The organism is Arthrobacter sp. 01T428, assembly GCF_056398685.1.
The window spans coordinates 61,610-86,522 of the sequence record NZ_JBFTPW010000004.1 but is presented as its reverse complement, the minus strand read 5'-3'; the positions used below and the strand labels follow the sequence as shown (position 1 = coordinate 86,522).

Annotated in this window: 22 protein-coding genes; 11 read left to right on the top strand and 11 right to left on the bottom strand. The window is 62.5% G+C overall.

Translation table 11 applies throughout. The annotated features are described in order from the left end of the window. Positions 1–85 precede the first annotated feature (85 nt). Entirely contained in the window at positions 86–1,504 is a 1,419-nt protein-coding gene (locus AC1DJB_RS07115) for a hypothetical protein (protein WP_476910087.1), read from the bottom strand. A gap of 583 nt (positions 1,505–2,087) precedes the next feature. On the opposite strand from AC1DJB_RS07115, the gene AC1DJB_RS07110 reads away from it, so the two are divergent. Further along, positions 2,088–3,155: a hypothetical protein gene (locus tag AC1DJB_RS07110; protein ID WP_476910086.1), complete on the top strand. Its 1,068-nt coding sequence runs from the start codon at positions 2,088–2,090 to the stop codon at positions 3,153–3,155. A gap of 65 nt (positions 3,156–3,220) precedes the next feature. Here the strand turns inward: AC1DJB_RS07110 and mauJ are convergent, their stop codons facing one another. After that, entirely contained in the window at positions 3,221–4,297 is a 1,077-nt protein-coding gene (gene mauJ, locus AC1DJB_RS07105; protein ID WP_476910085.1) for a methylamine utilization protein MauJ, read from the bottom strand. A gap of 199 nt (positions 4,298–4,496) precedes the next feature. Next, on the bottom strand, positions 4,497–4,928 hold the full coding sequence (locus AC1DJB_RS07100) for a hypothetical protein (RefSeq protein ID WP_476910084.1): 432 nt from the start codon (positions 4,926–4,928) through the stop codon (positions 4,497–4,499). Between the two features lie 337 nt (positions 4,929–5,265). Here AC1DJB_RS07100 and AC1DJB_RS07095 point away from each other — a divergent pair, with 337 nt between their 5' ends. Continuing rightward, positions 5,266–5,691, top strand: coding sequence for a hypothetical protein (locus tag AC1DJB_RS07095; RefSeq protein WP_476910083.1), 426 nt, complete (start codon positions 5,266–5,268; stop codon positions 5,689–5,691). Between the two features lie 44 nt (positions 5,692–5,735). Here AC1DJB_RS07095 and AC1DJB_RS07090 read toward each other — a convergent pair whose 3' ends face one another. Continuing rightward, positions 5,736–6,287 carry a hypothetical protein gene (locus AC1DJB_RS07090; RefSeq protein ID WP_476910082.1) on the bottom strand — a complete coding sequence of 184 codons (552 nt, stop codon included), beginning with the start codon at positions 6,285–6,287 and terminating at the stop codon, positions 5,736–5,738. 332 nt (positions 6,288–6,619) lie between these two features. After that, on the bottom strand, positions 6,620–7,318 hold the full coding sequence (locus AC1DJB_RS07085; protein WP_476910081.1) for a nuclease-related domain-containing protein: 699 nt from the start codon (positions 7,316–7,318) through the stop codon (positions 6,620–6,622). A gap of 639 nt (positions 7,319–7,957) precedes the next feature. Here AC1DJB_RS07085 and AC1DJB_RS07080 point away from each other — a divergent pair. The 5 genes from AC1DJB_RS07080 (at position 7,958) to AC1DJB_RS07060 (ending at position 12,785) form a co-directional block, all read left to right on the top strand. After that, positions 7,958–8,293: a DUF309 domain-containing protein gene (locus tag AC1DJB_RS07080; RefSeq protein WP_476910080.1), complete on the top strand. Its 336-nt coding sequence runs from the start codon at positions 7,958–7,960 to the stop codon at positions 8,291–8,293. A gap of 483 nt (positions 8,294–8,776) precedes the next feature. After that, positions 8,777–9,763: a hypothetical protein gene (locus AC1DJB_RS07075; RefSeq protein WP_476910079.1), complete on the top strand. Its 987-nt coding sequence runs from the start codon at positions 8,777–8,779 to the stop codon at positions 9,761–9,763. Positions 9,764–10,232: 469 nt separating this feature from the next. Continuing rightward, positions 10,233–10,910 carry a hypothetical protein gene (locus AC1DJB_RS07070; RefSeq protein WP_476910078.1) on the top strand — a complete coding sequence of 226 codons (678 nt, stop codon included), beginning with the start codon at positions 10,233–10,235 and terminating at the stop codon, positions 10,908–10,910. 151 nt (positions 10,911–11,061) lie between these two features. Beyond that, on the top strand, positions 11,062–11,337 hold the full coding sequence (locus tag AC1DJB_RS07065; RefSeq protein ID WP_476910077.1) for a DUF4258 domain-containing protein: 276 nt from the start codon (positions 11,062–11,064) through the stop codon (positions 11,335–11,337). After that, the gene (locus AC1DJB_RS07060; RefSeq protein ID WP_476910076.1) at positions 11,334–12,785 is read left to right on the top strand and encodes a ribonuclease H-like domain-containing protein; all 1,452 of its coding nucleotides are present in this window, start codon (positions 11,334–11,336) and stop codon (positions 12,783–12,785) included. Before AC1DJB_RS07065 ends, AC1DJB_RS07060 begins: the two co-directional genes overlap by 4 nt. A gap of 194 nt (positions 12,786–12,979) precedes the next feature. Here AC1DJB_RS07060 and AC1DJB_RS07055 read toward each other — a convergent pair whose 3' ends face one another. Together AC1DJB_RS07055 and AC1DJB_RS07050 are read right to left on the bottom strand one after the other, a co-directional pair. After that, positions 12,980–13,750 carry a trypsin-like peptidase domain-containing protein gene (locus tag AC1DJB_RS07055; RefSeq protein ID WP_476910075.1) on the bottom strand — a complete coding sequence of 257 codons (771 nt, stop codon included), beginning with the start codon at positions 13,748–13,750 and terminating at the stop codon, positions 12,980–12,982. Continuing rightward, the gene (locus AC1DJB_RS07050) at positions 13,750–14,328 is read right to left on the bottom strand and encodes a hypothetical protein (RefSeq protein ID WP_476910074.1); all 579 of its coding nucleotides are present in this window, start codon (positions 14,326–14,328) and stop codon (positions 13,750–13,752) included. Before AC1DJB_RS07050 ends, AC1DJB_RS07055 begins: the two co-directional genes overlap by 1 nt. 253 nt (positions 14,329–14,581) lie before the next feature. Between AC1DJB_RS07050 and AC1DJB_RS07045 the strand changes: the two genes are divergently transcribed. Further along, positions 14,582–15,400, top strand: coding sequence for a hypothetical protein (locus tag AC1DJB_RS07045; protein WP_476910073.1), 819 nt, complete (start codon positions 14,582–14,584; stop codon positions 15,398–15,400). A 31-nt stretch (positions 15,401–15,431) separates the two neighbouring features. On the opposite strand, the gene AC1DJB_RS07040 is transcribed toward AC1DJB_RS07045, so the two are convergent. From AC1DJB_RS07040 to AC1DJB_RS07030, 3 genes are all read right to left on the bottom strand, one after another. After that, entirely contained in the window at positions 15,432–15,644 is a 213-nt protein-coding gene (locus AC1DJB_RS07040; RefSeq protein WP_476910072.1) for a hypothetical protein, read from the bottom strand. Positions 15,645–15,744: 100 nt separating this feature from the next. Beyond that, positions 15,745–16,242: a zeta toxin family protein gene (locus tag AC1DJB_RS07035; RefSeq protein ID WP_476910071.1), complete on the bottom strand. Its 498-nt coding sequence runs from the start codon at positions 16,240–16,242 to the stop codon at positions 15,745–15,747. Between the two features lie 216 nt (positions 16,243–16,458). Further along, positions 16,459–16,947 carry a hypothetical protein gene (locus AC1DJB_RS07030; RefSeq protein WP_476910070.1) on the bottom strand — a complete coding sequence of 163 codons (489 nt, stop codon included), beginning with the start codon at positions 16,945–16,947 and terminating at the stop codon, positions 16,459–16,461. A gap of 447 nt (positions 16,948–17,394) precedes the next feature. Between AC1DJB_RS07030 and mobF the strand changes: the two genes are divergently transcribed. Next, positions 17,395–21,021, top strand: a complete 3,627-nt coding sequence (gene mobF / locus AC1DJB_RS07025) for a MobF family relaxase (protein ID WP_476910069.1) — start codon at positions 17,395–17,397, stop codon at positions 21,019–21,021. Positions 21,022–21,583: 562 nt separating this feature from the next. Here mobF and AC1DJB_RS07020 read toward each other — a convergent pair. Further along, a complete protein-coding gene (locus AC1DJB_RS07020) occupies positions 21,584–22,423 on the bottom strand; it encodes a DUF998 domain-containing protein (protein ID WP_059388601.1) in 840 nt (279 codons plus the stop codon). A 273-nt stretch (positions 22,424–22,696) separates the two neighbouring features. Here AC1DJB_RS07020 and AC1DJB_RS07015 point away from each other — a divergent pair, with 273 nt between their 5' ends. Together AC1DJB_RS07015 and AC1DJB_RS07010 are read left to right on the top strand one after the other, a co-directional pair. Further along, positions 22,697–23,254, top strand: a complete 558-nt coding sequence (locus AC1DJB_RS07015; protein ID WP_306963363.1) for a dihydrofolate reductase family protein — start codon at positions 22,697–22,699, stop codon at positions 23,252–23,254. Positions 23,255–23,593: 339 nt separating this feature from the next. Next, positions 23,594–24,721: an acyltransferase family protein gene (locus AC1DJB_RS07010; RefSeq protein ID WP_441437585.1), complete on the top strand. Its 1,128-nt coding sequence runs from the start codon at positions 23,594–23,596 to the stop codon at positions 24,719–24,721. Positions 24,722–24,913 lie beyond the last annotated feature (192 nt).

Here is a 24,913-nt window from a genome sequence, read left to right as displayed (position 1 = left end):
ATTTCAAGGACATAACGCCTCAGTCTCGGAGGACCGACAACGCGAGTCGGTGAGAGGCTGTTGGGCTGTCAGGTTCGGCTTACGGTTAGGCGGGCTCGTGTTTCGCAGCCCAAAGTACCTGAGCCAGCAGCGATTCGGCATCGTCAGAGACGGTCTCCCCGAACTGATCCACGGTCACCGGCGTCGCTGAGGCGGCTGCTTTTACGACGGCTTGCACCGGGAACCACGGAGGGAGCTGCCGATACCGGCGGCGGCGATCGCGCACCTCCATGGTCTCTGAGTCGAGATTCTCAACCCAGCCTGCGCAAGCATTAACGAGGAGGAGGAGAATGCCAGGCTGCTGCTCCAACGCGCAGGTCAGCCTATCCGCAACGGCTTGGGACGAGGTGAGTCGCGCGCCGGTCCAAAGGGCGGATTCGAGGTTCAGATCTTTGGGGTCCCAAGAACTGGGGTCGGACCAATCGACGCTGTCCCAGAGGGCTAGGAGGGCTGTCTCAGCATGCCCTTGTGCAACGAGACGGCCGCGTTGCTCAGAAATCCGTGCGGTCTCGGCGAGCAGGCAAAACGCAACAGACAACGGTCGGCGTTTGGCGTCTTGATCTGTCAGGACCGCTAGCTCGTCATCTTCTGCATTCGCGGCGACCGCAGCGGCGAGACTGCATGTCGCACCGAGTCCCAAGGCGAAGGCAGACATTACAGGCGGAATTTCGGAAGCGGCCGAAGCGGCCTCCGCAAGTTCTGCGCGCAGCGCTGCGTCGTAGGGACGATGATGAACCCGCGCGTAGGGGCGAGCCCTCTCAAGCAGTGCCAGATGGTCCTGCATAGGGTTGTGTTCAACTGCAGGTGGTTTCGGTTGCGGTACAGGTGGAGGCGACTGGACTTGCTCACCGCGCCAGGCTGCGCTGAGAGCATCTGTGGCCTGAGCAAGGTTGTTCAATCTGGCCTCGAACTGGCCATCGTCGTTCAACTCAGGTGTGTCGGGCCATGTTCCTGATGCGGCTACGACATCGTCGACGGCACGGGATACCCAAGAAACCCAAGGCGCGATGGACGGGCGACTCGCTTTGGCTGCCGCGAGCTCAACTTTAACATCGTCGACGGCGGGAATGAGCTGCTCGCAGGCTTGGGTGAGCGCCTCCTGGAGTGCGGCCTTGTGCTGTCGGGTCTCGAGCGAGGACGGTTCCGCATAAATCGTGTTGCCGTCTTGGTCCCACGCAGTGCTTTTACGTGCGCGGGCTCTGGTAGCACGCCATGCGGCTGCTTCGGTCGCCGGGCCGCGCCGGACGTTTCGAGCCGTCAGGGTGAGCCGCTCCGCGGCGCGGACTCCCTCTAGGATCGCACCTGCATGATGAAAGTCGACCGCTTGTATCGACGCGCCGATTACTTGGCCGGCTTCTGCATCATTGAGCGGCCAGGCTCGTTCGACTTGCTGATACTCCTCAAACTGAAGGGCTTTCCATTGGCGGAGCATGTCGGCGGGGAACAGAATGGGGAAGTCATCCACCTCATAAGAGTGCTCTATGCACAGGAGCACGAGGTTCGATGCGCTCCGGTTGTCCTCTGCAGACATTTCTATCCACCGCGGCCCTCCGGCGCGACGGGCGTGAATGTGTGCAATACGACTGTTCAAGACGAGGTCACCGGTGTCGTCATTCGTCTTGTAGAGCGGGCGGAGACAATCGGGCTTCGCGCATCGGAACGCCGAGGCGTACAGCTGTTTTACAGTCGCCACAGTTGGCGAGGGATGTTCTTTGACGGGTGCCCCCGTCGGCTCATCAGGTATGCGCGTTACCAATAGTTCATTCTTCCTGTCCAAAGGACGGACGTGCAACGAGCGTTCTTTGCCGTACCTGTTGAGTGTCTCGAAACCTTAGTATCTCAAATCCTTAGGGTTGTGAGGCGCCAGTGGTGTTGCAGTTGGGGCACCTTTCCGGGCATTTAGTCGGGCCGGGTATACGGGCATGTCAGCTCCAGCATCCGCACAGACAGTCTTTAGGGAGCTGGGGGCCCGATGATCGACCGGCTTACGGACAAGCAGATGTTGGTAATTGCGGTAATAAAACTGGGACGTCATGTACAAAAGACTCATGGAACCCAAAGATCGGAGAATCCTTGTCATCGCGGGTGCTGGAGCAAGCCGCCTCCTCGGGCGCGATAACCGGCCGATGCCGCTTATGACTGACTGGGCGCAGAGTCTCCGCGAAGACCTAGAGCGTGCAGAGCCCGGGGCCGCAGATGTGATCGGGCTCTTCCCTGATCTTCCCGGTGATCAGTTCGAAATGAATCTTGGCGAGTTCCTAGCGTTCCAGCGGGGTTTGGATCTCATCGAGAAGATGAGAAGGATAGGCGGAACGACTGCTCACGATGAACCGCCCGGATTCCAGGTTTGGCTCCCCCAAGCTCGTCAGCGCTCCGAAGCAATCGTTGAGATCATCCGTAAGAACCTCTTCCGCAACTTTGGGGTTAGGCGGGTTGATGCTGACCTAGCCAAGAACGCCTATGGCGCCCTCCTCTCGTTGTTTAAGGAGTTGGAGGGGGCCACAGCCTTTGCTTTTGCCACCACGAACTACGACCCGGCAATTGAAGTTGGTCTTGATGCTCTCGGTTTCCAGACCCCGGATGGGTTCAAGTCCTCACGATTCCAAACCGACGTCCTAGAGCCCTTCGGGGTGGGCTGGAAAGATTGGGCGGAGAATTCGATTCCGGTTCTGCATCTCCACGGCGCGGTGGGCTGGTATCGAACTGATGCCGGCCCAGTTGTCAGGTTCCCCGCGGATCAGGGCTACAACAACACCCACGGGATTCCCGCGCTCATGCTTCCGGATTCGACGAAAACTGCTGACAGCTTTCAAGGAGGAGAGGGGCTCTGGAGCGAATTCGACGTACTTCTTGATCGTTGCACGCACGTCCTGTTCCTTGGCCATTCGCTCCACGATCGTCACATTGTGGAAAAGATCAACGGCGCAGGAAAGCCAACCGCCGTCACATGGTATCCGGGGAATGCTGACAATCTGCCGGAGCGGTTTGAAGAAGCCTCCCTGATTCATCAGGATTTCCTTCCGGAAGCACGCACAATAGCCATGATTTTCGGGCCAGAGCTTGAAACTACTCGGAAGATGCTCGAGGCATGGCCCGAGCTGGACATCCGCTCCTAGGGGGCCGACATCGCGGTCGTCTGGTAGAGAGGGTCTGCCAACGGGCGGACCGCCCCCGATCTGGACTATTTATCGGCGTCGGCAGTGGACCTGGCAGCACCGTTTGCTTCGGCAGGTGATTCAGTCTGAAGTAACTTGAGTTCGTCCTCGATAACACGACGGGCCATATGCCGAAGCACGGGGGAAATCCTTCTGCACACGCGGACGTCCTCGATACTGTCCGCCACCTTGACGCCATCTTTACCTTGCGACAGGTGGGCAATGGCATTGCGAATCGTGTCGCTGACAGAGTTGGTGATCTGCTCAAAGGATTCCCCAAGGAACGGAATGAAAGGGGCTCGTTCCATCTCTTCGGAAAATGGTAGCTCCTCGGCTCGCGAAGGAAGGACCTGGGCGAGAGGGCTTGGGCTAGCCATAGCGCCCTTCATAGCGCGACGGCGTCTGGTGTCATGCGCCTTGATGCCTTCGAGGACCTTATAGAACGAGAGCGCTTCGTAGAGCGGGGAGTTGGACGACATTCCTTCGCGGTATGCGGACAGGAAAGGTGCAAGCTCAGTCGAGGCTGTTCCTTCGATGCCGGGTAATGTTTTGACCCTGCCAGCGATGGTCGCGCCAATCTGGATGATGTTCGTGGCTCTCTCCTTCATGACGAGAGCGACCGCGTCGACCGCGGTGTCAGTCGTGAACGCGAGCCAACTCAAGAGCGGCATAACCCGGTTGGAAGCGATCGTCTCAGCTTCCCCGAACGACTTGGCCGAAACGGATATCCGAACCCGGGCAAGCCGACCCGACGAATTGGGAAGTACCTCCGCCGAGGACGGCTCGCCGCCGTCCGGGGGGACCAATTGGGTGACAAACGAGCTTCCCACAATCAGCGAGTTCCCCGACTTGAGCAGTTTCTCCACGTCGAGGCCCGCCGTAGTGACATCATCGGCCCCAGGAACACCGAGTATATAGGTGATGTCGTAGTCTCCTTCCCCGCCTTTAGGAGACCCGGCCGGGCCGTAAGGGAACACTGGAACCGAAGTTAGAGTGAAGTATTCCGTGACGGAAGGGCGAGGAATTTGCGCGGAGTTTGGGGTCTGGTTGCGGGAATTGTTGGTGGACGGTCGTTTTCTCTTCTTCCTATTCTTCGTCGTCATGTAAGAAGCGTAATCATTGAGAAGCCCGGTGCCCCTCTCACCGTACGCGCTCGTCGCTCACCGATAGCGTCCGGCAGAGGATCCTTTTTCGGGCACCGCGCCGCTCGGTTTTGCATGGTCAGCCTCGGATTGGCCTATTAGGCGAAGACGGTCGTCGGGGCTACGAGGGTAAGCAGCAATCGGGGGAACGGGTCCTGTTTCAGCCTTCGGAGTGGCGGTAGGTAACCGTGGCGAATGCGCTGCCCACCAGAGCCCCTGTGACGCCCGAGACTACCCAGGGGTTCCCTGACTGAACCAGGCTGTAGAGGGCGAAGGCCATTGCGCCTGAAGTCATCAGTGCAACGACTCCCGTGACAACTGCCCGCGTCTTGCGGGTCGCTTCCTCGGCCACCGCCAACCTGGCAACGATTACTGCGCCGGAAACTGCCACCCCAAGCACCGTCATAACAAGGACTTCAGGGAATAGGTAGAACAGATAGTAGAGGACGAAGACAGGGTTGAAGGTGGGCAGTGTGTAACTGAGAAGATGAACTAATGCCGCTGCGATACCCAGGCTGACGCCGAGGCACGCAAGCCTCCACCTTAAGTTTCCTCTGCGCCACCAGCCGAGTTGGCCGCTACTTTTTGCCACTATTGAGCACCTCACGTCGAAGATTGCCGCTTGTGTTCACGGCTCTTGCTCATGCTTCCTGGGTATGTCAACCCAATTGAGGACCACTGAGACGGCCTGATCCAGGACCACCTACGAGCCTACTGACCAGGTCGCCGATTTCGGACCGATCAGGGATGTCCCCGCCTCGTATGGTGTGAGTCCGGAGCTATCCGTGTGGCGTTTCGTCTGAACGGTCCTCAGGCAAACCGCGACAACCTCGTGGTTCACTGGGGCATGGGGTATTCAAGCGAACGAAGCCGGCCGATGTGAGCACTCTGCCCTCCGGCTTACTCAATGGTGGATATGGAGCTGTGACTTGGTAACCAGCGATCCTGAAGGTCGGCTACTGGCAGGGCCCACAGCCTTCGCGCTGCTGCGCATGCGTTTCAGAAGTACGACTATTACTTTGGCCTTGCTCGCCATCATGGGCGTCCTGAACGTCTCGGGCACCCCCCTGTTGTGGCCCATGTACACCGCTGCGGCTGCCATGCTCGTGAGCGGCTTTTCAGTCGGGATCCTGATCCCATATGTAGCCATAAAAGCAGAGGCGGAGCGCGAAGCCGGTTACACCACCCTGCAACACGGGAACAGTAAACTGGAACAACGCGACCCCTACCTAGGCAGGGTCATCCGCGGACCAGGCGAGGACTACCTGCAACGGGCGGATTTCCTCGAGATCGTTCAGTCCGCCAAAGCCGAGGCAGAAGAATCTGCACAGAAGAGCCGAACGTCCCGCCGCTGAGTGTTAGCCTGCGGTTTGTTGGGCGATGGTGTGGGCGAGCGTGTCTAGATGACATGGTTGAGGTACAACGCGATCAGGAGGAATGAGGCGATGAGCACCCATACCGGTGCTAGGCCCCTGCGCGGGGCGACTTTCCTGATGACGGTTGTCCGGCCGATGACATAGACCGTGGGCAGGAAGGCCCAGATCCAATGGAAAGGCCGTACGACCCCGACGCCGCGCAGCTTCCGCCAGTCCAGGTAGCCCAGAAGACCGGTGGCACCAAAGGACATCACGGCAGAGAAAAGAACCACAGTGGCCGGTGTGACCGAGCCGGCGTGGAGGATCGCCGCTACGATGCGCACGACGTCGCCGCGGGCAGCCAGGACAGGCACGGCAAGGAGCATCCAGATGTAAGGGGTGTATACGGGCGCGTGGGCTCCGAGCATAGGCCGGGGAAGCCGTAGTCCGGGGATCCGTGCAGCCAGCGGACTCTGGGTGCCGGTATCGTCTTCGGCTTGCCCGGCGCTGTCTCCCCATTTGGAGGTTCCGGACCCGTAGGGATCCGCAGACCAGCCTCCCGGTGGGAGTCCTGGTTTCTGACCCGTTGGATCCATAAGTCATCCTTTCCATTCCGGACGCTCGTTCAAGCGCGACGCCGTGGTCAATTCTCCGATGCCTTCCCCTCACTGGGTGCCTCCGGCACGCCAGGCCACGGCCTTTTTCGCGGCGCGGGGTGCAGACGAGGGAACCGCGGGGTGCAGGCGAGGGCACAATGACACCGAACCCTTGTTGGCGACGGCCTAGAACCAGTGGGCAAGTAACCGAGCACGCTGTTCGGTCCAAAGAGCCCTCGCACCATGCCCGTAAGCCGGTGGTCGACCCCACAGCGCCCGATAGTGGATCCCTTAGCGTGCTTCCGAACAGCTTCGAACATAGTCACCTGGCATCACGCCGGCTTGAACCGCGAGGCTACCGACTCACGCGTCCTCGCCACATCAACGTCGCCGGCTGTCTGCTCCATAAGCACTTTGGCCAATCGTTTCGGCCAAAGCACGTGAACGCCACGAGTCGAGAACGCGCCCCCGATCAAGGGCCAGTCTGCTTCGATGAAGCACAGCGCCCCGGTGACCGGAACATCCCCGACGAGGTCGCGCACGACATCGACCTGTTTGAGCACCCCATCAACCAGTTTCGTGCAATCACGGCGGCCAACTAGGAGCTTCTCGACGCGTGGGCGAAGGATGCCACCCTCGATCTTCAGTTCAGGCCGTCCCTTGTACCGCTTGGCATCGATCACCCAGATTCCACCGGGAGTGATGGCGATGTGGTCGATGTTGGCCTTCGAGCCGGGGATGCGCCGGTCGTGGAGGACAGCCAGGCCATCGGTGGCCAGGGTATTTAGCCGGGCGCCGAGGCGTTCCTCACCGATCGCACCCTTGTCCCAGGACTTGGTGCTTTGCCGCTCGTCGGAGAGGGCGACGGCGAGGCCGCCGAAGCGACCCCACTTCTCGCGGAGCTCTTCCTTGTCCTTCGCCTTGCGGCGCTCATATTCGCGTCGGGCGGACGAACCGGCTACTCCGGGCTCAGTGGACAACGACGCATCACAAGGTGATTCCGGGTCGGGGGACACGGTTTCTGCAGCCACGGTGGCACATCCCAAGCAGCGGACGGTCTTCGTCTCGCTCTCGTAGATCGCTTCTGTCCCTGCCGGAAGAGAGGCACCGCACAGCCTGCATCCTCCGGAGTACCGGAGCCTCATCTGCTTCATGAGGATGCACTTTGGATCACAGGCACGGACCCGGTCTGCTTGTAGATCGCGGCGGTTAGGCTGCGGTTGCGCGCTGTCATGGCTCAATCCTCACCCACGGCAGGAACTTTTTCTGGGTGTGCCGCGCGTAGCCGCATCCAAAGACCTCTCGAACTGTCCCACTCTCGAACTGTCCCACTCTCGAACTGTCCCAGTGAAGGATCCTTGAACGCACACCGAGAATTCAAAGCACGGGCAAGAGCGAAGTGCTTGGCTCGAAGGACCACCCTCCGCGGTGCGCCCAGCGGTGATCATTTCTTTTCCCGCGGCCGCCCTCCTGACGGCACCCTCTGCAGCGAAACGCATGTTCGAAGGGCGGGGCCGTAGCATTGGGCGGATGAAGGTTGGTAAGTTCCACGGACGCTCAGAGCGGAAGCTGCAATGACCGGCGACCGGGATCGGGATGCTTCAAGACGCCCGAGGCAGGCCCGGCCACGAGACGCTCTTGGACGGCCGCTGCCATACGGAAGCGCTGGAGTGGAGCCGGTCTCCGAGGAACCGTTGCCGCCGGCGGAGACTTTGGTCTCGGCCCGGAGCCTGGTGGAAGCGGGCCGGCCCTTTGCCGCCCATGAGGTACTTGAGGCCCGATGGAAAGCTGGGCCGGCCCAAGAACGCAACCTCTGGCAAGGTCTCGCCCAGATCTGCGTCGGGCTCACCCACGCCGCCCGAGGGAACAGCGTTGGCGCGCTGCGGCTCTTCGAGCGCGGTGCGGCCCGACTCGAGGAGTACGGTTCAGGCGACGGGCCAACCTACGGGCTCGATTTGTCCGCCGTTGTGAGTTGCGCGCGTGATCGGATGGGCACCAGTGGCTGAGCTCGCGACCAGCATCCTCGGGGCAGGCGGCCGAAGGCACTATCTCCGGGACACTGCTAAGAGTTTGTCGTACTCGAACGGTTCCAAATGCGACGGTGCGCTTTAACCCAGGAATCCCGGCATCTCAGAGGCAAAGTGTCGGAGGGCGGGTCTAGGGTAGTGACGTGAACCAAAGCGTTGAGTATCCGGGTCTCATTTGGGTCAAGGATCCGATTAACCTTGATGGCCAGCCGACCGGCGCAGCTCCGCGACGAAGGCACCATGAGGATTGCTCGCACTTTTATCGTGCCAGCAATGGTTCGATACTCGGCCCGGCGCCGTACCACGCATCCGAGGAGCAGATGCGCACTCTCCCCCCTTGCCAGACCTGCGCCGAAATGTCGCCCGGCTCCGGCGCCGTCGACCGTGATGTAGCTGGCCGAAGGGGTGATGTCTGTGAGTCGTGCTTTATGGAACGGCCCCTGATTGGTGCATGCCCCAACTGTGGAGACGAGTGACATACCAGTGAAACCGATGATGGCAAAGCTCGAATTTGGGTCGCTCCGCGAAGCTTGGAAGGGCGAGGCAACGGACTTCACGCCGTTGCTGGCGGAGCAGTTGGATGCCATTGGCGACGAAATTGGCGTAAACCTTCTGGCTGTCGGCCAGACTGAGGTAGCGACGGCTGGTGGCCGGAGCATCGACATCGTGGCCCAGGCGTCCGACGGCCCGGAGTTCGTGATTGAGAACCAGTACGGACGTGCCGACCATGACCACCTAACCCGAGGCCTTGCGTACGCTATCGCGCGCGGCGCTCGGGGTCTTGTCGTCGTGGCGGAGGAGCACCGAGATGAGTTCCGGGCAGTAGCGCAATACCTGAACGAACTTGCCGAGCACGATGCAGAGCACGGAATTGCGGTGTGGCTGGTAGAAGCCAAAGCGGTTCGAATTTCAGGGAGTCCCTGGGCCCCTCTATTCAGCGCCGTGATCTCGCCGAACTCTTTCACGGCTCAAGTCGAGCAGGCCAAGCAGTCCGAGAAGCCGCTGAGTCTCGACGAGTTCATCGCGCTGTGCGAGAACCTTGAGATCAGGGAGGCGATGAGCGTGCTCGTCAAGCGGTGGCAAGCACTGGGTCACCTCGTATGGCGATACTCGGGCTACGTCAGCCTCGCTGCGAAGGGGCCGGCCAAGAGTGGGGAGCGTGGAGTGCTTGCACTCTTTCCAAATGGTCAGGTTGCTGTGCCGTACGGGGCGTTTGCAGGCCAGAATACCGGTATCCCGATCTCGGCACTTACGACTGAGGACTTCCGCAGGCGGGCCGAGTCACTCTTCGGGTCCGCCGGGACGCGGTGGACAGGTCGCACCCCGCCGGGTTGGGTTAGTCACGAACGGGTGGACCAAATCATGCAGTTCGCAGTTGAAGTCGCCGATGCATATGCAGCGGCGCTGGCAGAGAAGAATACGTCGGACGTGTTCCTCGGTAAGGAATGACCGTGCTTAATTCTGTAGGTCCCACCGCTCAGGTCTAACAACAGGCATGCGAGGTTCACGCTTCGCGGTGACGGAATACGAAGCCCGGTAGAGGCAGTATTACGACCAAATTCCGGGCTGTGTGCAGGACGTGTTGGTACTGTCCGGACGTGCGACTTCGGTGGACAACGGCAACAACCCCGGCCTGATCCATTGCAGTCCGGGGCCTGGCTTGTCCGGTGGAGGACCGGCTAACGGACATCCTCCCCCGCGCCTGATTCCCCTGATCGCGATCCCAACTGCATCCCGAGCGATGCTTAGCTCACATACCGAACCGCTTCGCCGGCCGGTTGGCCGCACGCGTCTCGTAAACCTCTAGATTCCGGGCAACCGTTTATTTGTTTGGGGCCCCGACCATAAGTCGAATGGGCTTCATTGACATGCACTCTATACAAACGCATACTGTGCATACGAGGAAAGAGGAAGAACGATGGCTCGACTGAACATTTATCTGCAGGACTCGCTGGCGGCTTCGGTCAAGACCGCGGATCTGAACGCATCCGAGATCTGCCAGCAGGCCCTCCGCGAAGCGTTGGAGGCCAAAGGCCAGGGCGTCGGCGCCAAGATAGAGTCGCTGCGCGCGGCACTGCGCCTCCAGCGCACGACCCCCAAGGGACATCGGGCCGTGGGCGCCGACGAAGGTGCTCGTTGGGCAAGAGAGGCCGCGACCGTAAAGGAGCTCCAGGACATGGACGAGCTGGTCGTGGAGCAGCTCGAGGCAGAAGCCGGTGAAGATCCGATATACATGGTGCGGTGGGCGGATGACGCGAGCGGAACGCAAAGCTACCTCGACGTCGGCAAAGAATTCGAAACTCTCGGCCCGTGGCTGCTCAAGAACGGGTCTGAGGACGTCGCCTACCAGGATCTTTCCGGCAAAGGACGCGACTTGGGGCTCGATGCAACCGAATACTTAGTGGGATTCGTCGACGCAGCAAGACGGGTCTGGCACGAACTGAAGCCCTTGGTTGAGCAGGACCAAGCCGTTTTACGCCGGCAGCTCGTCATCCTCAGCGGGATGGAGCACGGCATGCTGGCCAGCGACATCCTCACAGCGTCGAACCCGCCGGGCACCACCTCACAGTCCGCCGGCGAAGAGGCAAACAGCTGACTCGGAAATGCAACGAGGGGCCCGCGTCAACGGGCCCCTCGCGCCAGGATCCGCACGTACGCACGGTCCCACCACTCCCAAGCGTACGGGATGGACCTGGCTCTCACCCACCCACCGGCGCACATGCGCCGTCGACAGAGAGAGCCAAAAGATGTTCGACCAGACCCATGAACCCGCCCCCATCTGGCACCTGACCTACCACGCGCGCAAGCGAGCCGCGGAACGCGGCATCGCCGACACCGAACTGCTCAAAGCCCTCAACCAGCCCGACGTGACCTACGAGCAGAACGACTACGGACCCAACCGCCAGATGCGCCAACGCGGCGGCATCGGTGTCGTTGTCGACCAATCCACCGGTGCCATCATCACCGCCTTGTTCCGGAGCCAGGACTATTGGCTCGCGCAGAAGGCGAGGTGCCACGCATGATCACCCCAGCCGCGTCGGAGCTTTCCCAGGAATGGGTGACCAAGACCGAGCTGATGACCTACGTCCGTTGCCCCTACACGTACTCGCTCCTGCACCGCGGCGAGCTCGACCCGGCCGACCTCTTCGACGACTTCATCCTTGACCTCATTGCTCAGGGCCAGGAGTTCCATGACCGGGTCGACGCAATGGCCCCCACCGTCGAGCTCAAATCCATCGAAGAGCTCGACGAACTGCTCGCCGAGGGCACGGTCATCTTGCATCCGCCCCTCCTCTTTAATGTGGAGCTCAAGATCTACGGGATGCCCGACGGCATAGACCCGCAGGGCGGGGCCCTATGGCCCATCGAATACAAGTCCCACAAGGACGTCCAGCCCCACGACGAGATCGAGCTAGCCTTCTACTGGCTGCTCCTGGCACCGCACCGCACCAAGGGAACTGATGATCCCAGAGGTCTCATGGTGCTTCGCCGCGACGGTGAACCTTACCCTGTCGAAGTTGCCATCCCACCGCACCGGATCTCACAGGTGACGAGCTACCTCGCCTTAGTCCGCCAATCCCGAATCACGCCGATGGAGCCCCGCTTGTGCAGATGCCATGTCTGCACCGGTGTGCGCCGGGACGAGGTCCTGCAGAGCGTGACCGCCCGCCGACACGTAAGCCTCCTGTTCGGCGTCGGCCCCGAGTACGAAAAGGCTCTCTCAGACCTCGGGGTGCACGACTACCTCGACCTGCTCGAATGGGATCCAGGCGCACTCGCCGCGGCGCTCCGCCAGGCTGGGCAGCGGCGTTGCTCTCCTTCGATGGCCGAGCGCTGGCAACACCATGCGCGCGCGTACCGTGAAGGCTTTGCCCAGTTCTTCGGGGCCCCGCCGCCCGTCGGGGACGGGTTCATCGTGCTCGACCTCGAGTACCTGACGCAGCCGTTCGGGGAGCGTGTCTGGCTGGCCGGCACCGTCGTGGCGAAAGGCTTCGACCCCCCGCAGGTCCACCAGCTGTGGGCCGACGACACCGACGCGGACGAACGAGGGCTTCTCGAAGACCTCGGACGGCTTCTCGACACGCACCCCCAGCTTCCGATCGTGACTTGGGCAGGCCGCGGGGCCGACCTCCCGGCGACACGCAGGGCCGCCGCGAGGCTCGGGACCAAGGATCCGCTCGCCGGCCGGAAGCACTGCGACCTGTACGTATGGGCTCAAAGGAGCATGCGGTTTCCGGCACCCGGTCTCGGGTTGAAAGGACTGGCCGAATACTTCGCCTTCCCACGCAACTCCAATGTCGCCGGAGGGATGGAAGCGCAAGGCCTGTACCTCAGGATGAAAGACGAATCCGGCAGGTCAAAACAGGACACAAAGCGGCAGCTCTTGGATTACAACCGCGACGATCTGGACTCCACCCTCGCTCTGACGCGGGAACTGAAAGCATTGGCTTCACCTCACGAGAACCGCTGAGCCGTGGGCCCCCCTGTTCCCGCGCGCCATACATCGCTGACAGAACAACACCAGGATCTTCACCTGCCTTCGTCCGGTGAGGGATCCCTTATCGGCTCTTAGTTTCGTTCTGCACAATCGCGCAAGAGAAGGACCTCCACGCTGGAGACATCCCCCCCAAAGCGGCAAGCGCCAAAGATTGCGGCTGACTCCGACTAGGATCCCGGCCCATTGACGACGCCATCGCAGGCGGCTGAATGGGAATAGGCGCTTGGGTTGCCAAGCACCTCCTTCAGAACCTCGACCGGCACAGCGTACTCGCTACCCCCGCCCGCGTAGACGACGCCGGCCAGGTGCCCGGCATCGTCAATCAAGGGACTACCCGAACTGCCGTGCTCGATCGGTGCATCGTTCACCAACATAGGGAGCACCGACCATCCGATCGGGTCCTGCGCGTAACCGAGGACTTTGCCGTGAGTCGTAGTCAACGGGCCGCCGAGTGGAAAGCCGATCGCGGTCACATTCGCACCCACGGCTGGGTCGGACGACGCCAGCGTAAGCGTCTTGGGAAGTGGATCGCGCGTCCACACCAGCGCCAGGTCAGCGATCGTCACGGCGCCTGTGGCCACAACATCGATATCGCGTCCGTCATAAGTGCTCACTTGAAGGACCGCGGCACCTCCGATGACGTGTCTGTTGGTAATAAACACGTGGTCTCCGATGGCAAAGCCTGATCCGCTGGCGACTCCACCGCAGCCAATATTGCGCACCCTAAGGGCAGCCCGTTCGTAGTCCGAGAACCCGGCGGGAGTCACCGTCGGTCCGGCGACGGGGGTAACAGCGGGGCCGGCTGCAGGGCGGCCCGATGGGACGTCGGATGGAGCGCCGGAGGGCGGGGGCGGAACCGGCGCTAGCGAGCACCCAGCTGCCGCGGTCAGCACCAGCACGGTGGCCGCAAGGGCGTGGGCGGTTCGGACGGTGAACATCAGCCCCCCAGCTTCTTCGACAACGCATCGCTATCGGCCCGTGCCTGGTTGCAGCCCTTGTTGATCCCCTGGGTGTAGTTTCCCAGAGACACGGAATCATAGGATCTGGAGTTGACCAGGTAGCCCTCGAGGGTCTGCAGTGCCGAGATGCACTGATCCATTTCTTGGGTGACTTGGTGGGACATCGCCAGGAATTCGGTCATCAAAGCGGCCTGATCACCGATTTGGGCCTTTTCATTGGAAAGGGAGCGGATCCTGTCCGAGACCGCATTGAACTGTGAGGTCATGTCAGCCAGTGAGCTCTGGGTCCGGGTCAACTCGTCGCGTACTCCACGGAGCTGATCTCTCTCCTGGGTGACGGATGCGAGGTCTTGCCTTGTGGATGCCAGGTCGCTGGCAGCCTGCGTCGAGCTTTCTCGCCACGCCTGTGCGGAGCTGTTGCTGTAGGCGAAGCCTGCACCCATGCCGGCCGCCACTAATAACAGGACAACGATCGCAAGAATGAAAGGCCACCGTCTCCCTCCAACCCCTGTGATTTCAGGCTGCCAGGAGCTTTCTTCGCCCGAATCCTCGTCCATTTCCCCTCCAGACAAACAAACCGCGATCCCACGTGATGCATACATTACAGCTCGCCACATCGATGCGGATCACATCAAGGCGGTTCATTAGAAGGCCACGTTTACCGCCATTTCCGGGAAGCAGTCACCCATTGGACGCGCATGAAGCCACAAGATACGCAAAGTCCCTCAGCGCAATAAACAAGCTGAAGCTGTTACCGTTTGGGTGGCCCTATGTCGGGGCCATATTTAGCGTGTTCGGAAGGTACTTCCTATGGCAATTGATCTCGATTGTTCCACCTGCCATACCGATGAACACGTCGTGCGCGTGGACATGCTGTCGGGGACGCAGCGGAAGCTCAAATGCGAGCACTGCGGACGCGAGTGGCTCCGCGGCGAGCCGGCGCGGCAGAAGATCCCCCTGCCAACGCTCGAGGACATCAAGAAGCGGTTCCCGAAGCCCGGGGACGTCGATCCCGAGAAGCTTGCGCGGGCCAATGAACTCAAGGCTGAGTTTCTCGGGCGAGAACCCGAACCTGTGCCCAACGTCGCCCCGTACTGGAGCAAATACCAGCAGGTGTTCAGCGCCGAAGGCCTGCCCAAGGCGAACCCACAGGATCTGAAGGACTTCGCCAACTCCAACGTCGGCGCGAACCCGGGAAACATGTCTGTCTTCAATGAAGCCTGGAATGAAATGGGCGCCGACGCCGCCGCCGCCCAAGTCCGCAGGACTATCGAATATCTGCTTCGCGGCACGTCGCCATCCGCGTTGGAGGACCGCCTTACTGCGCTCATCAACGACTCCACCCCTAATGCGATGAAGGGCTTCAAGGAGTCGCTGCTCACGAAGGTCCTGTGCATCGTCTACCCCAAGGAGTACCTGACAATCCTCATGTACACCGGCTTTGCTGGTAAACGAGAGATCGCCCGGTCCCTCTGGGGCCTCGAACTGCCCGCTCCTGAGACGACCACCTGGACTAAAGGACGCCTCATCCTGTGGAGCAACAATCTGCTCCGTGCGCTTCTCGGTGACGGCTTCCACCACCAGCAGCACGCTGCCGAATTCCTATGGTGGGCCAAAGACAAGGCCTAGACGGAACGGCTCCGCCGGGGAGTACTGGTCGTTACCGCCCGAAGTCCTTGGCGGCTTGTGGCCGCCCTCTGTGCTGCGGCGCGCGCGTTGTTGAGGCGGCGCGGACGGCGGCCAGGGTCTCTCCATCGACGAGCGGCCCGTCAGGCTTCGCGCGCCCCTTGGTGGTTTCCAGCTTGGGACCGGCGTCCTTGTCGACCACGCGGTACACGATGTATTCGCTGACGCATCCGTAGTCGGCGGCCACGGCGGCGGCGTTGGCCGCGCAGATGGACTCCTTGGCACCGGCAGTGGTGAAAAGCGAGGCCGGGAACGACTGCGGAACCCACCGGCCTCCCAGCTCGGCGTCACGGCCTGTGGCCGTGCCGTTCTCGGCCTCGAGGTAGCCGCGTTCCCACCGCCCCAGGGTGCGGGCCTCGCTGACTGCCCGGGTGGTCTCCCTTCACGTCGTAGCCGGCGGCCTGCAAAGCGTCCAGCTGCGCACGGGCGTTCTTCTCACCTGACAGCGTGCCGTCGATGATGATGTTGTCCCCCCGTTCAAGGGCGTCCCGGATCGCTTTCTTGGCCAGGATGGAGGATTCATTGTGGACCAGAGCCGCCAACTCGCGCGGGTAGAACTTCTCCCCCGCTGCTTCCATCTGGCGCACCTCATCCGGAACCAGGTAGCTGTCATAGCTGCCGTCGGCAAGGGCCTTGACCAGCAGCTCGTCTTTGAAGTCATCGGGGTTGATGGACAGCCAGTGTTCCGGGCCCGTCCGGGTCTGCGCGATCAGCGCATCCTGTGCGGTGGACTTCCCCGCCCCCGGCGGGCCGGCAAGGACGATGGCCTTCCGGTTCCGCAGCACTTCCGGATGCGCCGCGACAAAGTCGGCAAGGATCTCGTTGTGCAGGGCCCGTCGTTCCTGGCGCGGTTGCTGCCGCTTGACGTTGAACCATTCCGGATTCTGGGTTGTCGCGTACCGGGAGTGGGCCGTCAGCGGTCCGCCGTCAGCGCACAGGCGTTCCAGCTGGGCACGGTGCGCGGTAAGCCTGATCGTCAGTAGTCACGCTCTACAGAGTAGTCACGGCACGCCGGGAGCGTCTTCGGCCGCGTCCAGGATGATGTCGTAAGCGTCCCCGTCGATCAGGCCCCTGTCGAAAGCCTCCCCCACCTCTTCGAAGGTTCCGGGAGGGTCCGGGGGAAGGATCGCCTTCCACTCCATGGCCAGCTGTTCCGTGTTGTCAGGGGCATTGACATGGGGCCACGCGGACAGTTGGCGGATCATCTCGTCCCGGTCAATGTCCCCGGCAGCGTAACGCTCCGCGATTTCGTAGGGGCTGGCTCCACTGAACCCTTCCGGAATCGCCTTCACACCCCTGGATTCAGCCTTCGTCAGCGCCTGGCTGATGGCCGACTGGGTGATGTGCAGCGCACGGGCGATCTCCCGCTGCCCCAATCCCTGCTGCACCGCTTCCCGCAAGGCCCTCAAATAGTCCAGACGGCCCAGATCCTGACGGGCCAATGCACGGCGTGCCAGAGCAAGTGCGTGGTCGGGGCTGGTAATCGTCATATCCGAACCTCCTATATTAGTAAGCTTATCAGGCTGACGTCCGGTCTTTCTGCTTGCGGATCGAATCCCGGGACTCGTCTCGCTCGGCTGGGAGACGGTCAGGCTCCGATTTGAAAATGGTCACCGCTCTTATTCGTCAGCCACAGCACGAGCCTCCGATTTGTCGGCGCGGAACGCTGCTCGCCCACGCCTCTGGAACACTAGCGGAAAGCGCCACATCGGCGGGCCATGTATTTATAAATAGCCACGCGGCGCGACAACTCTCGTCCCTGGGCCCTAAAAAGAATGGGTGCATGGCACACATCCGCGTCATGCACCCTCCGGATCATGCACACGTCTGGCATCCAAGCAAGGACTCACGCCTGTCGACGGAAAGTGGTCATGTGCCCGAACCCATTGCTGACGATGAAGGGGCGTGAAGCAACGGCGTAACAGCATCACAACCCCATGCCCGGGGTGCGGTGCCTGTCCGCGTTCCGCGGGCGTTCCTGGGGCATTGGGGTGACGATGTCCATTGCCCGGCTGTCTGCGGATGCCGGGGTGAAGTACCTGCTGAAAACTACGGCCCATGGTGATGTAACCGTGCGCAATCTGACGGACTACTACACGAAATCTGGTAACCCGCCCGGGACCTGGCTGGGCAGCGGCATGGACGGCATCGGCCTGGCCCCCGGCACCGTCCTGACGGATGATTCGGCGAAGGCAGTCTTCGAAGGAGCACTGCATCCGGTCACCGGTGAGCCGCTGGGCCGCCGGCACGGGCGGAGGGCCACCGTCCCGGCAGGGCCGGGACGGGAACCCGGAACATCAACGCGTTGCCCGGTCGCCGGGTTCGACTTGACGTTCAGCGTTCCGAAGTCGGTCTCGGTCCTGTGGGCGCTCAGCCCACAAACCGTCCGCGACCAGGTGTTCGCGGCGCACCACCGCGCCGTGCAGGACACCCTGGCCTGGCTCGAGTGCCGGGCCATCGGCACCCGGACGGGCCGCAACGGCGTGGCCCACGTCCCGGTCCGCGGAGCCATCGCCGCCGCGTTTGATCATTGGGAATCCCGGGCCGGCGACCCGCAACTGCACACCCACCTGGTCATCGCCAACCGCGTCCAACGCACCAGCGACGGGGCGTGGACCACTCTCGATTCCCGGACCCTGTACAAAGCAGTGGTCGCGGCCAGCGAGCACTACAACGGCCTACTCTTCGACGAGCTGCGGCGCAGCCTGGGAACCGAAACCGAACTGCGCGCGCCGGTCGCGGTCGAACGCAACCCCAGCCGCGAGCTATCCGGGGTCGACGCCGGGCTGATCACGGAGTTCTCCGCCCGGGCACGGATCATCGAGCTGGAGAAGGACCGGCTGGTCCGGCTCTGGAACCTCGAACACGGGACCAGTCCCTCCGACGCCACGGTCCTGAAGCTGCGGCAGCAGGCCACCCTGTCCACCCGGACGGCCAAGGACGCCCAACCCGTACCCCTGGGCGAGCGGCTTGCGTCCTGGCGCCGCCGGGCCGAAGGCCTTGGCTACAGGCCGGAACGCTTGGTTACCGGCACTGTCGACCAGTCCCGCACCCGGCCCCTCACGATTGCGGACCTGTCCCCGGAATGGCGGCAGGTCACCGGGCACCTGGTCATGGACCTTGTCGCCCAAAAACGCGCCACCTGGAACCGGTGGAATCTGCTCGCCGAGGCCGAACGCGTCTGCTCCGGCATCCGGATGGCCAGCCCCGCCGAACGCACAGCGACGATCGACGCCCTTGCCGACGACGCCCAGACGCTCTCTGTCCCGCTCAACGACTACCGGTACACCGCACCTGACAACGCCCGGGCTGATCTCGCCAACGACGGGCACACGGTCTTCGACCCGGTCACCGACAGGGTCTTCACCAACACCCGCACCCTCGCCGACGAAGAAGCCATCATGGCCGCCAGCCACGCCACCGACGCGCCCGGCCTGGAGCCCTGGGACGCCGTCGACGCCGTCACCGCCACGCCCCGCAGTGCCGGGCCCGTCCTGTTCGCGGACCAGCAGGACGCCGCCATCCAGATCCTGACCAGCCGGCGCCGTCTGGACGCGCTCACGGGCCCCGCCGGGGCAGGGAAGACCGCCACCATGAAAGCCGTCAGCGACGGGTGGCAACAGGTCCACGGCCCCGGCAGCGTAGTCGCCCTCGCCCCGGCCGCCGTGTCCGCCGACGTCCTCGGCGACGCGTTGGGACTCGAAGCGGAAAACGTGACGAAATGGCTCTACGAATCCAACGGCCCCGGAGCAGCCAACCGCGCCCGCCGCTACCTCCTCGCCGAACACGCCCTGGAACACCCTCTGGCCACTGGTCCGATCCAGAAGCGGCGGCGGCAGCAGACGGCACAGATCCTCGCCACCGTCACCGCCGAACAGGCCCGCTGGCAGCTCCACCCCGGCCAGCTGCTCATCATCGACGAAGCGTCCATGGTCCCCACCTACCAGCTCGCCGCCCTCACCGGAATGGCCACCGCGGCAGGGGCGAAACTGGTGCTTGTCGGTGACCCTGCCCAGCTGGACTCCATCGACGCCGGCGGGATGCTCGGCTGGCTCGACCGCACCGGCCGTGCAGTGCGGCTGACCTCACTGCACCGCTTCACCCACCCCTGGGAAAGCGCCGCCTCGCTCCAGCTGCGGGCAGGGAACTGGGACGGGATCCTCGAGTACCAGCAACACGGCCGGATCTTGGCCGGCACCGACCACCGGATGATCGAGGCCGCCTACGCGGGATGGGCCGCCGACGTGAAGGCAGGGCTGGCCTCCATCCTCATCGCCGCGGACAATGACACCGTCACCGTCCTCAACCGGCGCGCCCAGGACGACCGGGCCGCCACCGGAGCGGTTGACACCGGGCACACCGCGCCCCTGTCCGATGGCCTCACGGCCGGTTGCGGGGATGTGATCCTGGCCCGCCGCAACGACCGAAGGATCAGGGACAGCATGGGCGGGTTCATCCGCAACGGCACCCTCCTGACCATCACCGCACACCCCACCAAAGCCGGCACCGTGCCCTGCGTCAGAAAAGACACCGGCGCCACCATCAACCTTGACCGGAGCTACCTGTCCGGATTTGCGGAATTGGGGTACGCGACCACAGCGCATCGCTCGCAGGGAATCACCGTCGACACCGGGCACATCGTCGTGACCGAAGGCAGGCTTACCCGCGAACTGTTCTACGTCGGCATGACCCGCGGCCGGACCACCAACACCGCCTACATCGTCGAACCCGACACCGACGCGGACGAACGGATTGATCCAACCGGTCTGCCTGGCTGGCCGGAGATCCTGGGCCAGGTCCTCGCCGCCGAAGGCGCCGAACACACCGCACACGAAACCCGGCAGGAACTCCAGGACAGCACCGATACCCTCCACCAGCTCGCCGCCGAGCACGACTACCTCACCCAACTCGCCGCCGACGAGGACCTCACGGATTTCCTCACCACCAACTCCCCCGGTCCGGCCGGGGATCTGCGGCGCTCCCCGGCATGGGGCCCCGCCGTCGCCGCCTGGAAGCGCCTGGCAGCACATGACCGGAACCTGGCCGAACACGAAGTAATCAACGCAATGACGCCCCGCGGCGAAGCCCGCGACCTGACCGCCATCATCCACAACCGGCTACGCACCGCCGCCAATCACCACCAAACACCCGGAGGCCTCGTCGGCTGCCCAAGCAACCGACCCGACCTGAACAACCTCATTACCCAGGTCGAACAGCGCCTCCGCAACCGCGCCAAACTCGTAGCCGCACGCATCCCCACCAGCCATGAACCATGGGTGCAAAACCTAACCTCGCAACTCCAGAACATCCCGGACCCGCACCGGCGACGGCGAACGCTCCAGGAAATCCTCATCTACCGGGACCGCTGGGCCATCACCGACACCACCAACCCGCTCGGCACCCCTGCAAGCTGGGAAGAACCAGACAGGCAAAACCAACGCCAACGGCTCCAGACCAAGCTCTCCCCGGTTGCCCCCACCGGCACCAGCCCAACGACGGCAACGGTGGACCCCTACCAGCCGTCCCCCTCGACACGGGACATGGGACCGGGACTGAGGGTCTAGCGTTAGACGCCGCACTTCCCGTCGCTGGCCGAACATGCCGACCGCTCAGAAAGTGGAATCCTTTCGATGTCGTGAAGCGAAGGAATCTCACGTCAGCGGAAAGGACCGTGCTCAGAGTCGACGCTTTGGAGCCCATCGGCGCATCCATTTGATGCCTCTTACAAAAGCCCACGTCGACGGCACGTGCGACATATCGGGGCGCGTTCCCCGGCAACAGCAAATCTTGGCGAAGACCGTCGCATTCCAATGTTGGTCCCCCGCCTTGGAGACAGGGCGATTCAGCGCCGCTAGGCCTCCAGCGGATACATCGAGGCCTTCGGCCGTGGGCACTTTTTGGGCACATTTTGGGCACATCCGATGTAAAAACCGGTGATTTGAGGTAACCAAAATCCTTGAATTCTAGGGCTTTTTCATGCCCTGATTGAGGCTGAAAAGGTTTCAAATCCCACCGTCACCGCCAATGAAAACCCCCGGAATTCCGGGGGTTTTCTGCTTTTCGAAACTGGTCGCGCCCGCGTCGGGGATGTTGACGTGGCGGCTACGCGTGAGGCGGTAGCCTCTGCTAAATCTCGAGCACGGTCGCGTGACGCCGCCTGAACGGTGCGACAAGCCGCCCGGCCTGCCGAGGCCCCCATAGCGGCCTTGTGGCTGGTCGCGGCTGAAGGTGGCCAACGCGCTCATGATGGGCCGCGGAGCTGACCATGAAGCCAAGGATGGCCAGGCCGGCAATGAACGCGTAGATGACGCCACGCTCAAAAATGCCTGAGAATTCGGTTTTACCGCCGGTGAGCAGCATCAACAATCCCGATACGCCAGCGACGATGGCCAGTCCGAAAAACCAAAGGCTTGCGTCGGTCCGTCTGAACCAGAGCACGCCGATCGAGACGAGGGTTACGAAGATACCAACCGACAGAATGACGACGGCGGGGTCGTGGATTCCAATAGTGTGGCCTGCATTTGGATAGTCTTCGGGGAAGACGCCGATGGCGAAAATAGCCAGCCCAGTAACGGCGAGCGACCAACGAATGATGGTTGTCGTTACCTTGGCAAAACCGGTGGGCTGCATCCGAATCTTGCCGTCAGTTTTGTCCCGACGTACCGCCTTGTACGCGTCATCAAGGTCGCCGGCATGTGCTGCAATCCAGAGCACCGGCGAAGTGATGAGACAGGCCGCTACCACGACGTTCACGCCGATGAAGATAAGAGCCAGATCCATCGCAGCGAAGGATGGAGAACACACGTAGCGGGCAGGGTTGCCGACGTTGTCGCAGTGCACCGCGCCGAGGTCGCTGACGTAGTTCGATGCGTAGCTGTAAGTGCCATTGCCTTTCCACCCAAGCTGAACGACCCACTCAAATACGATGAAGCTAAGCATCGCTTTTGCGGCCCATGATCCGATCATGTGCCGAGTATCCGACGTCCTTGGACGCCGCCCCAAACACCAGCCGCCGAGTAGCTCGATCCAGCTGTTCACCTTGTTCATAGCAAGGATTAAGGCGCTCGACTGGACAAAATACTAGAGGTTCCGCTACTCGAATGAAGACCTGCGCATCCTTGCTCGGAATTGAGTAGAGGAGAGCTCGCCGTGCTACCCGTTAACTAGTCCAGCGAATAGCCTCCGTGCCGAGGCGGTGATAGTTGAGACATCGGCAAGTGGGCGGCCTAGAATCGTCGCATGGGTCTCCTTACCTTCAGCATCAACGTCACCCTGGATGGTTGCGTCGACCATCGGGAAGGGATCGCCGACGACGAGACGCACGCCTACTTCACCCGCCTCATGGACGACGGCGGCGCAATGCTCTGGGGCCGCACCACCTACGAGATGATGGAGAGCTACTGGCCAGCGGTCGCCCGCGGCGAGGAGGACGCGCCGCCTGCGATGCGCGAGTGGGCGCTCAAGCTGGAGGCCAAGCCGAAGTACGTTGTGTCGTCGACGCGAAGCGACTTCCCGTGGACCAACAGCCACCACGTCGTAGGCGACCTGCAAACGGCGGTGCAGGATCTCAAGGATGCGACTCCCGGCGGGGTGCTCGTCGGCAGCGGCAAACTTGCAACAGCGCTGGACCAACTGGATCTGATCGACGAGTACAAGTTCCTTGTCCATCCCAGGATTGCCGGCCACGGTCCCACCCTGTACCAGGGCGGACTGCCTAGCACGCGACGCCTCGACCTGATCTCGGCGGAGCCGCTCAGCAACGGCGCGGTCGCCTTGCACTATCGACGGGCTGATTGAGGGTGGCTGCCCGTCGCGGGTGAGCTTCGGCTGAAAGACCGTGCGCTCGTTAATGTAGAACCAGATGCGTGCGGTGCCCTTCGCCGTCGGCCTGTGCTGCCAGCGCTCGTAAGTCGCGCAACCCCGCTCGAGGTCGGCGCTGCCGTGTCCGGCTACGGCCGTGGCCGTCTCTTTCCAGCTGGTCAGCTCGGCCAAGGCGAGGTGCGGCTGGTTGGTTGAGAAAGAAGTCGCTTGACCTTCTGAGATCTACTCGTGTAGATTCAGTCAGGATTGTTAGCCAGGTCACACTCAAGAAGCTCACCCGAACAGTCCTGGGCATGAAGTAGAAATGACCAGCCCATGAAGACCCCAACGACAGCCGTGGACCGTCCGGGCCTGGCCATACTCGGCGCCCGCACCCTGGGTAATGCCCTGGGCTCCGGACGAAACTCGCTGAACGCCCTGCGGTTGGTCTTCGCGGCAGCCGTGATCGTCTCCCATTCCTGGTGGCTGGGTGGCTACGGCCCGGAACCCTCGCTTTACGGGATCAAGCTCGGGACCGCTGGCGTCATGGGCTTCTTCGCCATCTCCGGCTATCTCATCACCGTCAGTGCCGAACGCTCGGACACTGTGCTCGAGTATGCCGCAGCACGGCTCGCCCGCATCTATCCGGCCCTCGTGGTCGCGGCGCTTACTGTTGCCTTCGTGGCAGCACCGCTTGGCGCCCTCCTGACACACGGGACCTACGACCCGCGCGGAGCATTGACCTTCCTCGGCGCGGCGCTGGCACTCAGCATCGGCGTCATGGACACGCCCGCCATCGGGACGTCCCTCTGGGGCAACAACGACCGCTTTGACTGGAACGGCCCCCTATGGACCCTCACCTGGGAGGGGCTCTGCTACGTTATCGTCGCCGCGATTGTGTTCCTGCTCCGCAGGATTCCGGAGAGCAGGCGAGGCACGGCCACTGCAATATTCCTGCTTTTTGCCGCATCCACGGGAGCAGTCTTCGGAAAGCTGCTCGCAGGCAGCTTCGGGCCGAATCGCACCGAATTCGTCCTCCCGCTGCTCGCGGTCTTCATGGCGGGATCCCTCCTTGCCACCCAGAGGCGCAAGGTCCGCGTCGGTGCGGCGCCAGGCCTCCTCGCCGCACTGGCCGTGTGGGGCGCCCTCGCCACGGGCTACGGAACAGCCCTCGCCCCGCTGCCGTTTGCCTACCTCGTGCTGTCGATCGGTTCAATCGGCAGCGCGTCCCCCATCGGGTCCCGCTACGACATCTCCTACGGGATCTACATCTACGGATGGCCCGTCCAGCAGCTCCTCGCAGCCGCCCACATTCCATCCCACGTTCCCGCGCTCGGGTTTGCTGCGTTCGCTCTCGTGGCGGTCTGGCCGCTTGGTTTCTTGAGCTGCGTGGCCATTGAACAGCCAGCCCAGCGGATCCGGCGCGCCCTCATGCGCCGCCTCGCCCTCCGGGCAACCAGCTAAAATAATCCGCTTAAACGCTTGATCACGAGTCAAGTGCCAGTTATTCTTGCCGTGATTAAGCGTTTAATCAAAAATCCTTAGCTCCACCACAAGCTCCCCCGACTGCTCAACAACGCCGTGTGCAGAGGCTCGACGCAGAGCTATCGGCGGTCGAGTAGTCCTGACCGAGACCCGGAGATCTTATGGCCCACT

Coding starts and splice junctions, on each gene's coding strand:
- mauJ (WP_476910085.1), bottom strand. CDS start 4,297: ATGACGACGAAGAATAGGAAGAAGAGAAAACGACCGTCCACCAACAAT.
- AC1DJB_RS07090 (WP_476910082.1), bottom strand. CDS start 6,287: ATGGATCCAACGGGTCAGAAACCAGGACTCCCACCGGGAGGCTGGTCT.
- AC1DJB_RS07055 (WP_476910075.1), bottom strand. CDS start 13,750: ATGTTCACCGTCCGAACCGCCCACGCCCTTGCGGCCACCGTGCTGGTG.
- AC1DJB_RS07065 (WP_476910077.1), top strand. CDS start 11,062: ATGTTCGACCAGACCCATGAACCCGCCCCCATCTGGCACCTGACCTAC.
- AC1DJB_RS07015 (WP_306963363.1), top strand. CDS start 22,697: ATGGGTCTCCTTACCTTCAGCATCAACGTCACCCTGGATGGTTGCGTC.
- AC1DJB_RS07010 (WP_441437585.1), top strand. CDS start 23,594: ATGAAGACCCCAACGACAGCCGTGGACCGTCCGGGCCTGGCCATACTC.
- AC1DJB_RS07070 (WP_476910078.1), top strand. CDS start 10,233: ATGGCTCGACTGAACATTTATCTGCAGGACTCGCTGGCGGCTTCGGTC.
- AC1DJB_RS07110 (WP_476910086.1), top strand. CDS start 2,088: ATGGAACCCAAAGATCGGAGAATCCTTGTCATCGCGGGTGCTGGAGCA.
- mobF (WP_476910069.1), top strand. CDS start 17,395: ATGCCCGGGGTGCGGTGCCTGTCCGCGTTCCGCGGGCGTTCCTGGGGC.
- AC1DJB_RS07020 (WP_059388601.1), bottom strand. CDS start 22,423: ATGATCGGATCATGGGCCGCAAAAGCGATGCTTAGCTTCATCGTATTT.
- AC1DJB_RS07045 (WP_476910073.1), top strand. CDS start 14,582: ATGGCAATTGATCTCGATTGTTCCACCTGCCATACCGATGAACACGTC.
- AC1DJB_RS07030 (WP_476910070.1), bottom strand. CDS start 16,947: ATGACGATTACCAGCCCCGACCACGCACTTGCTCTGGCACGCCGTGCA.
- AC1DJB_RS07050 (WP_476910074.1), bottom strand. CDS start 14,328: ATGGACGAGGATTCGGGCGAAGAAAGCTCCTGGCAGCCTGAAATCACA.
- AC1DJB_RS07060 (WP_476910076.1), top strand. CDS start 11,334: ATGATCACCCCAGCCGCGTCGGAGCTTTCCCAGGAATGGGTGACCAAG.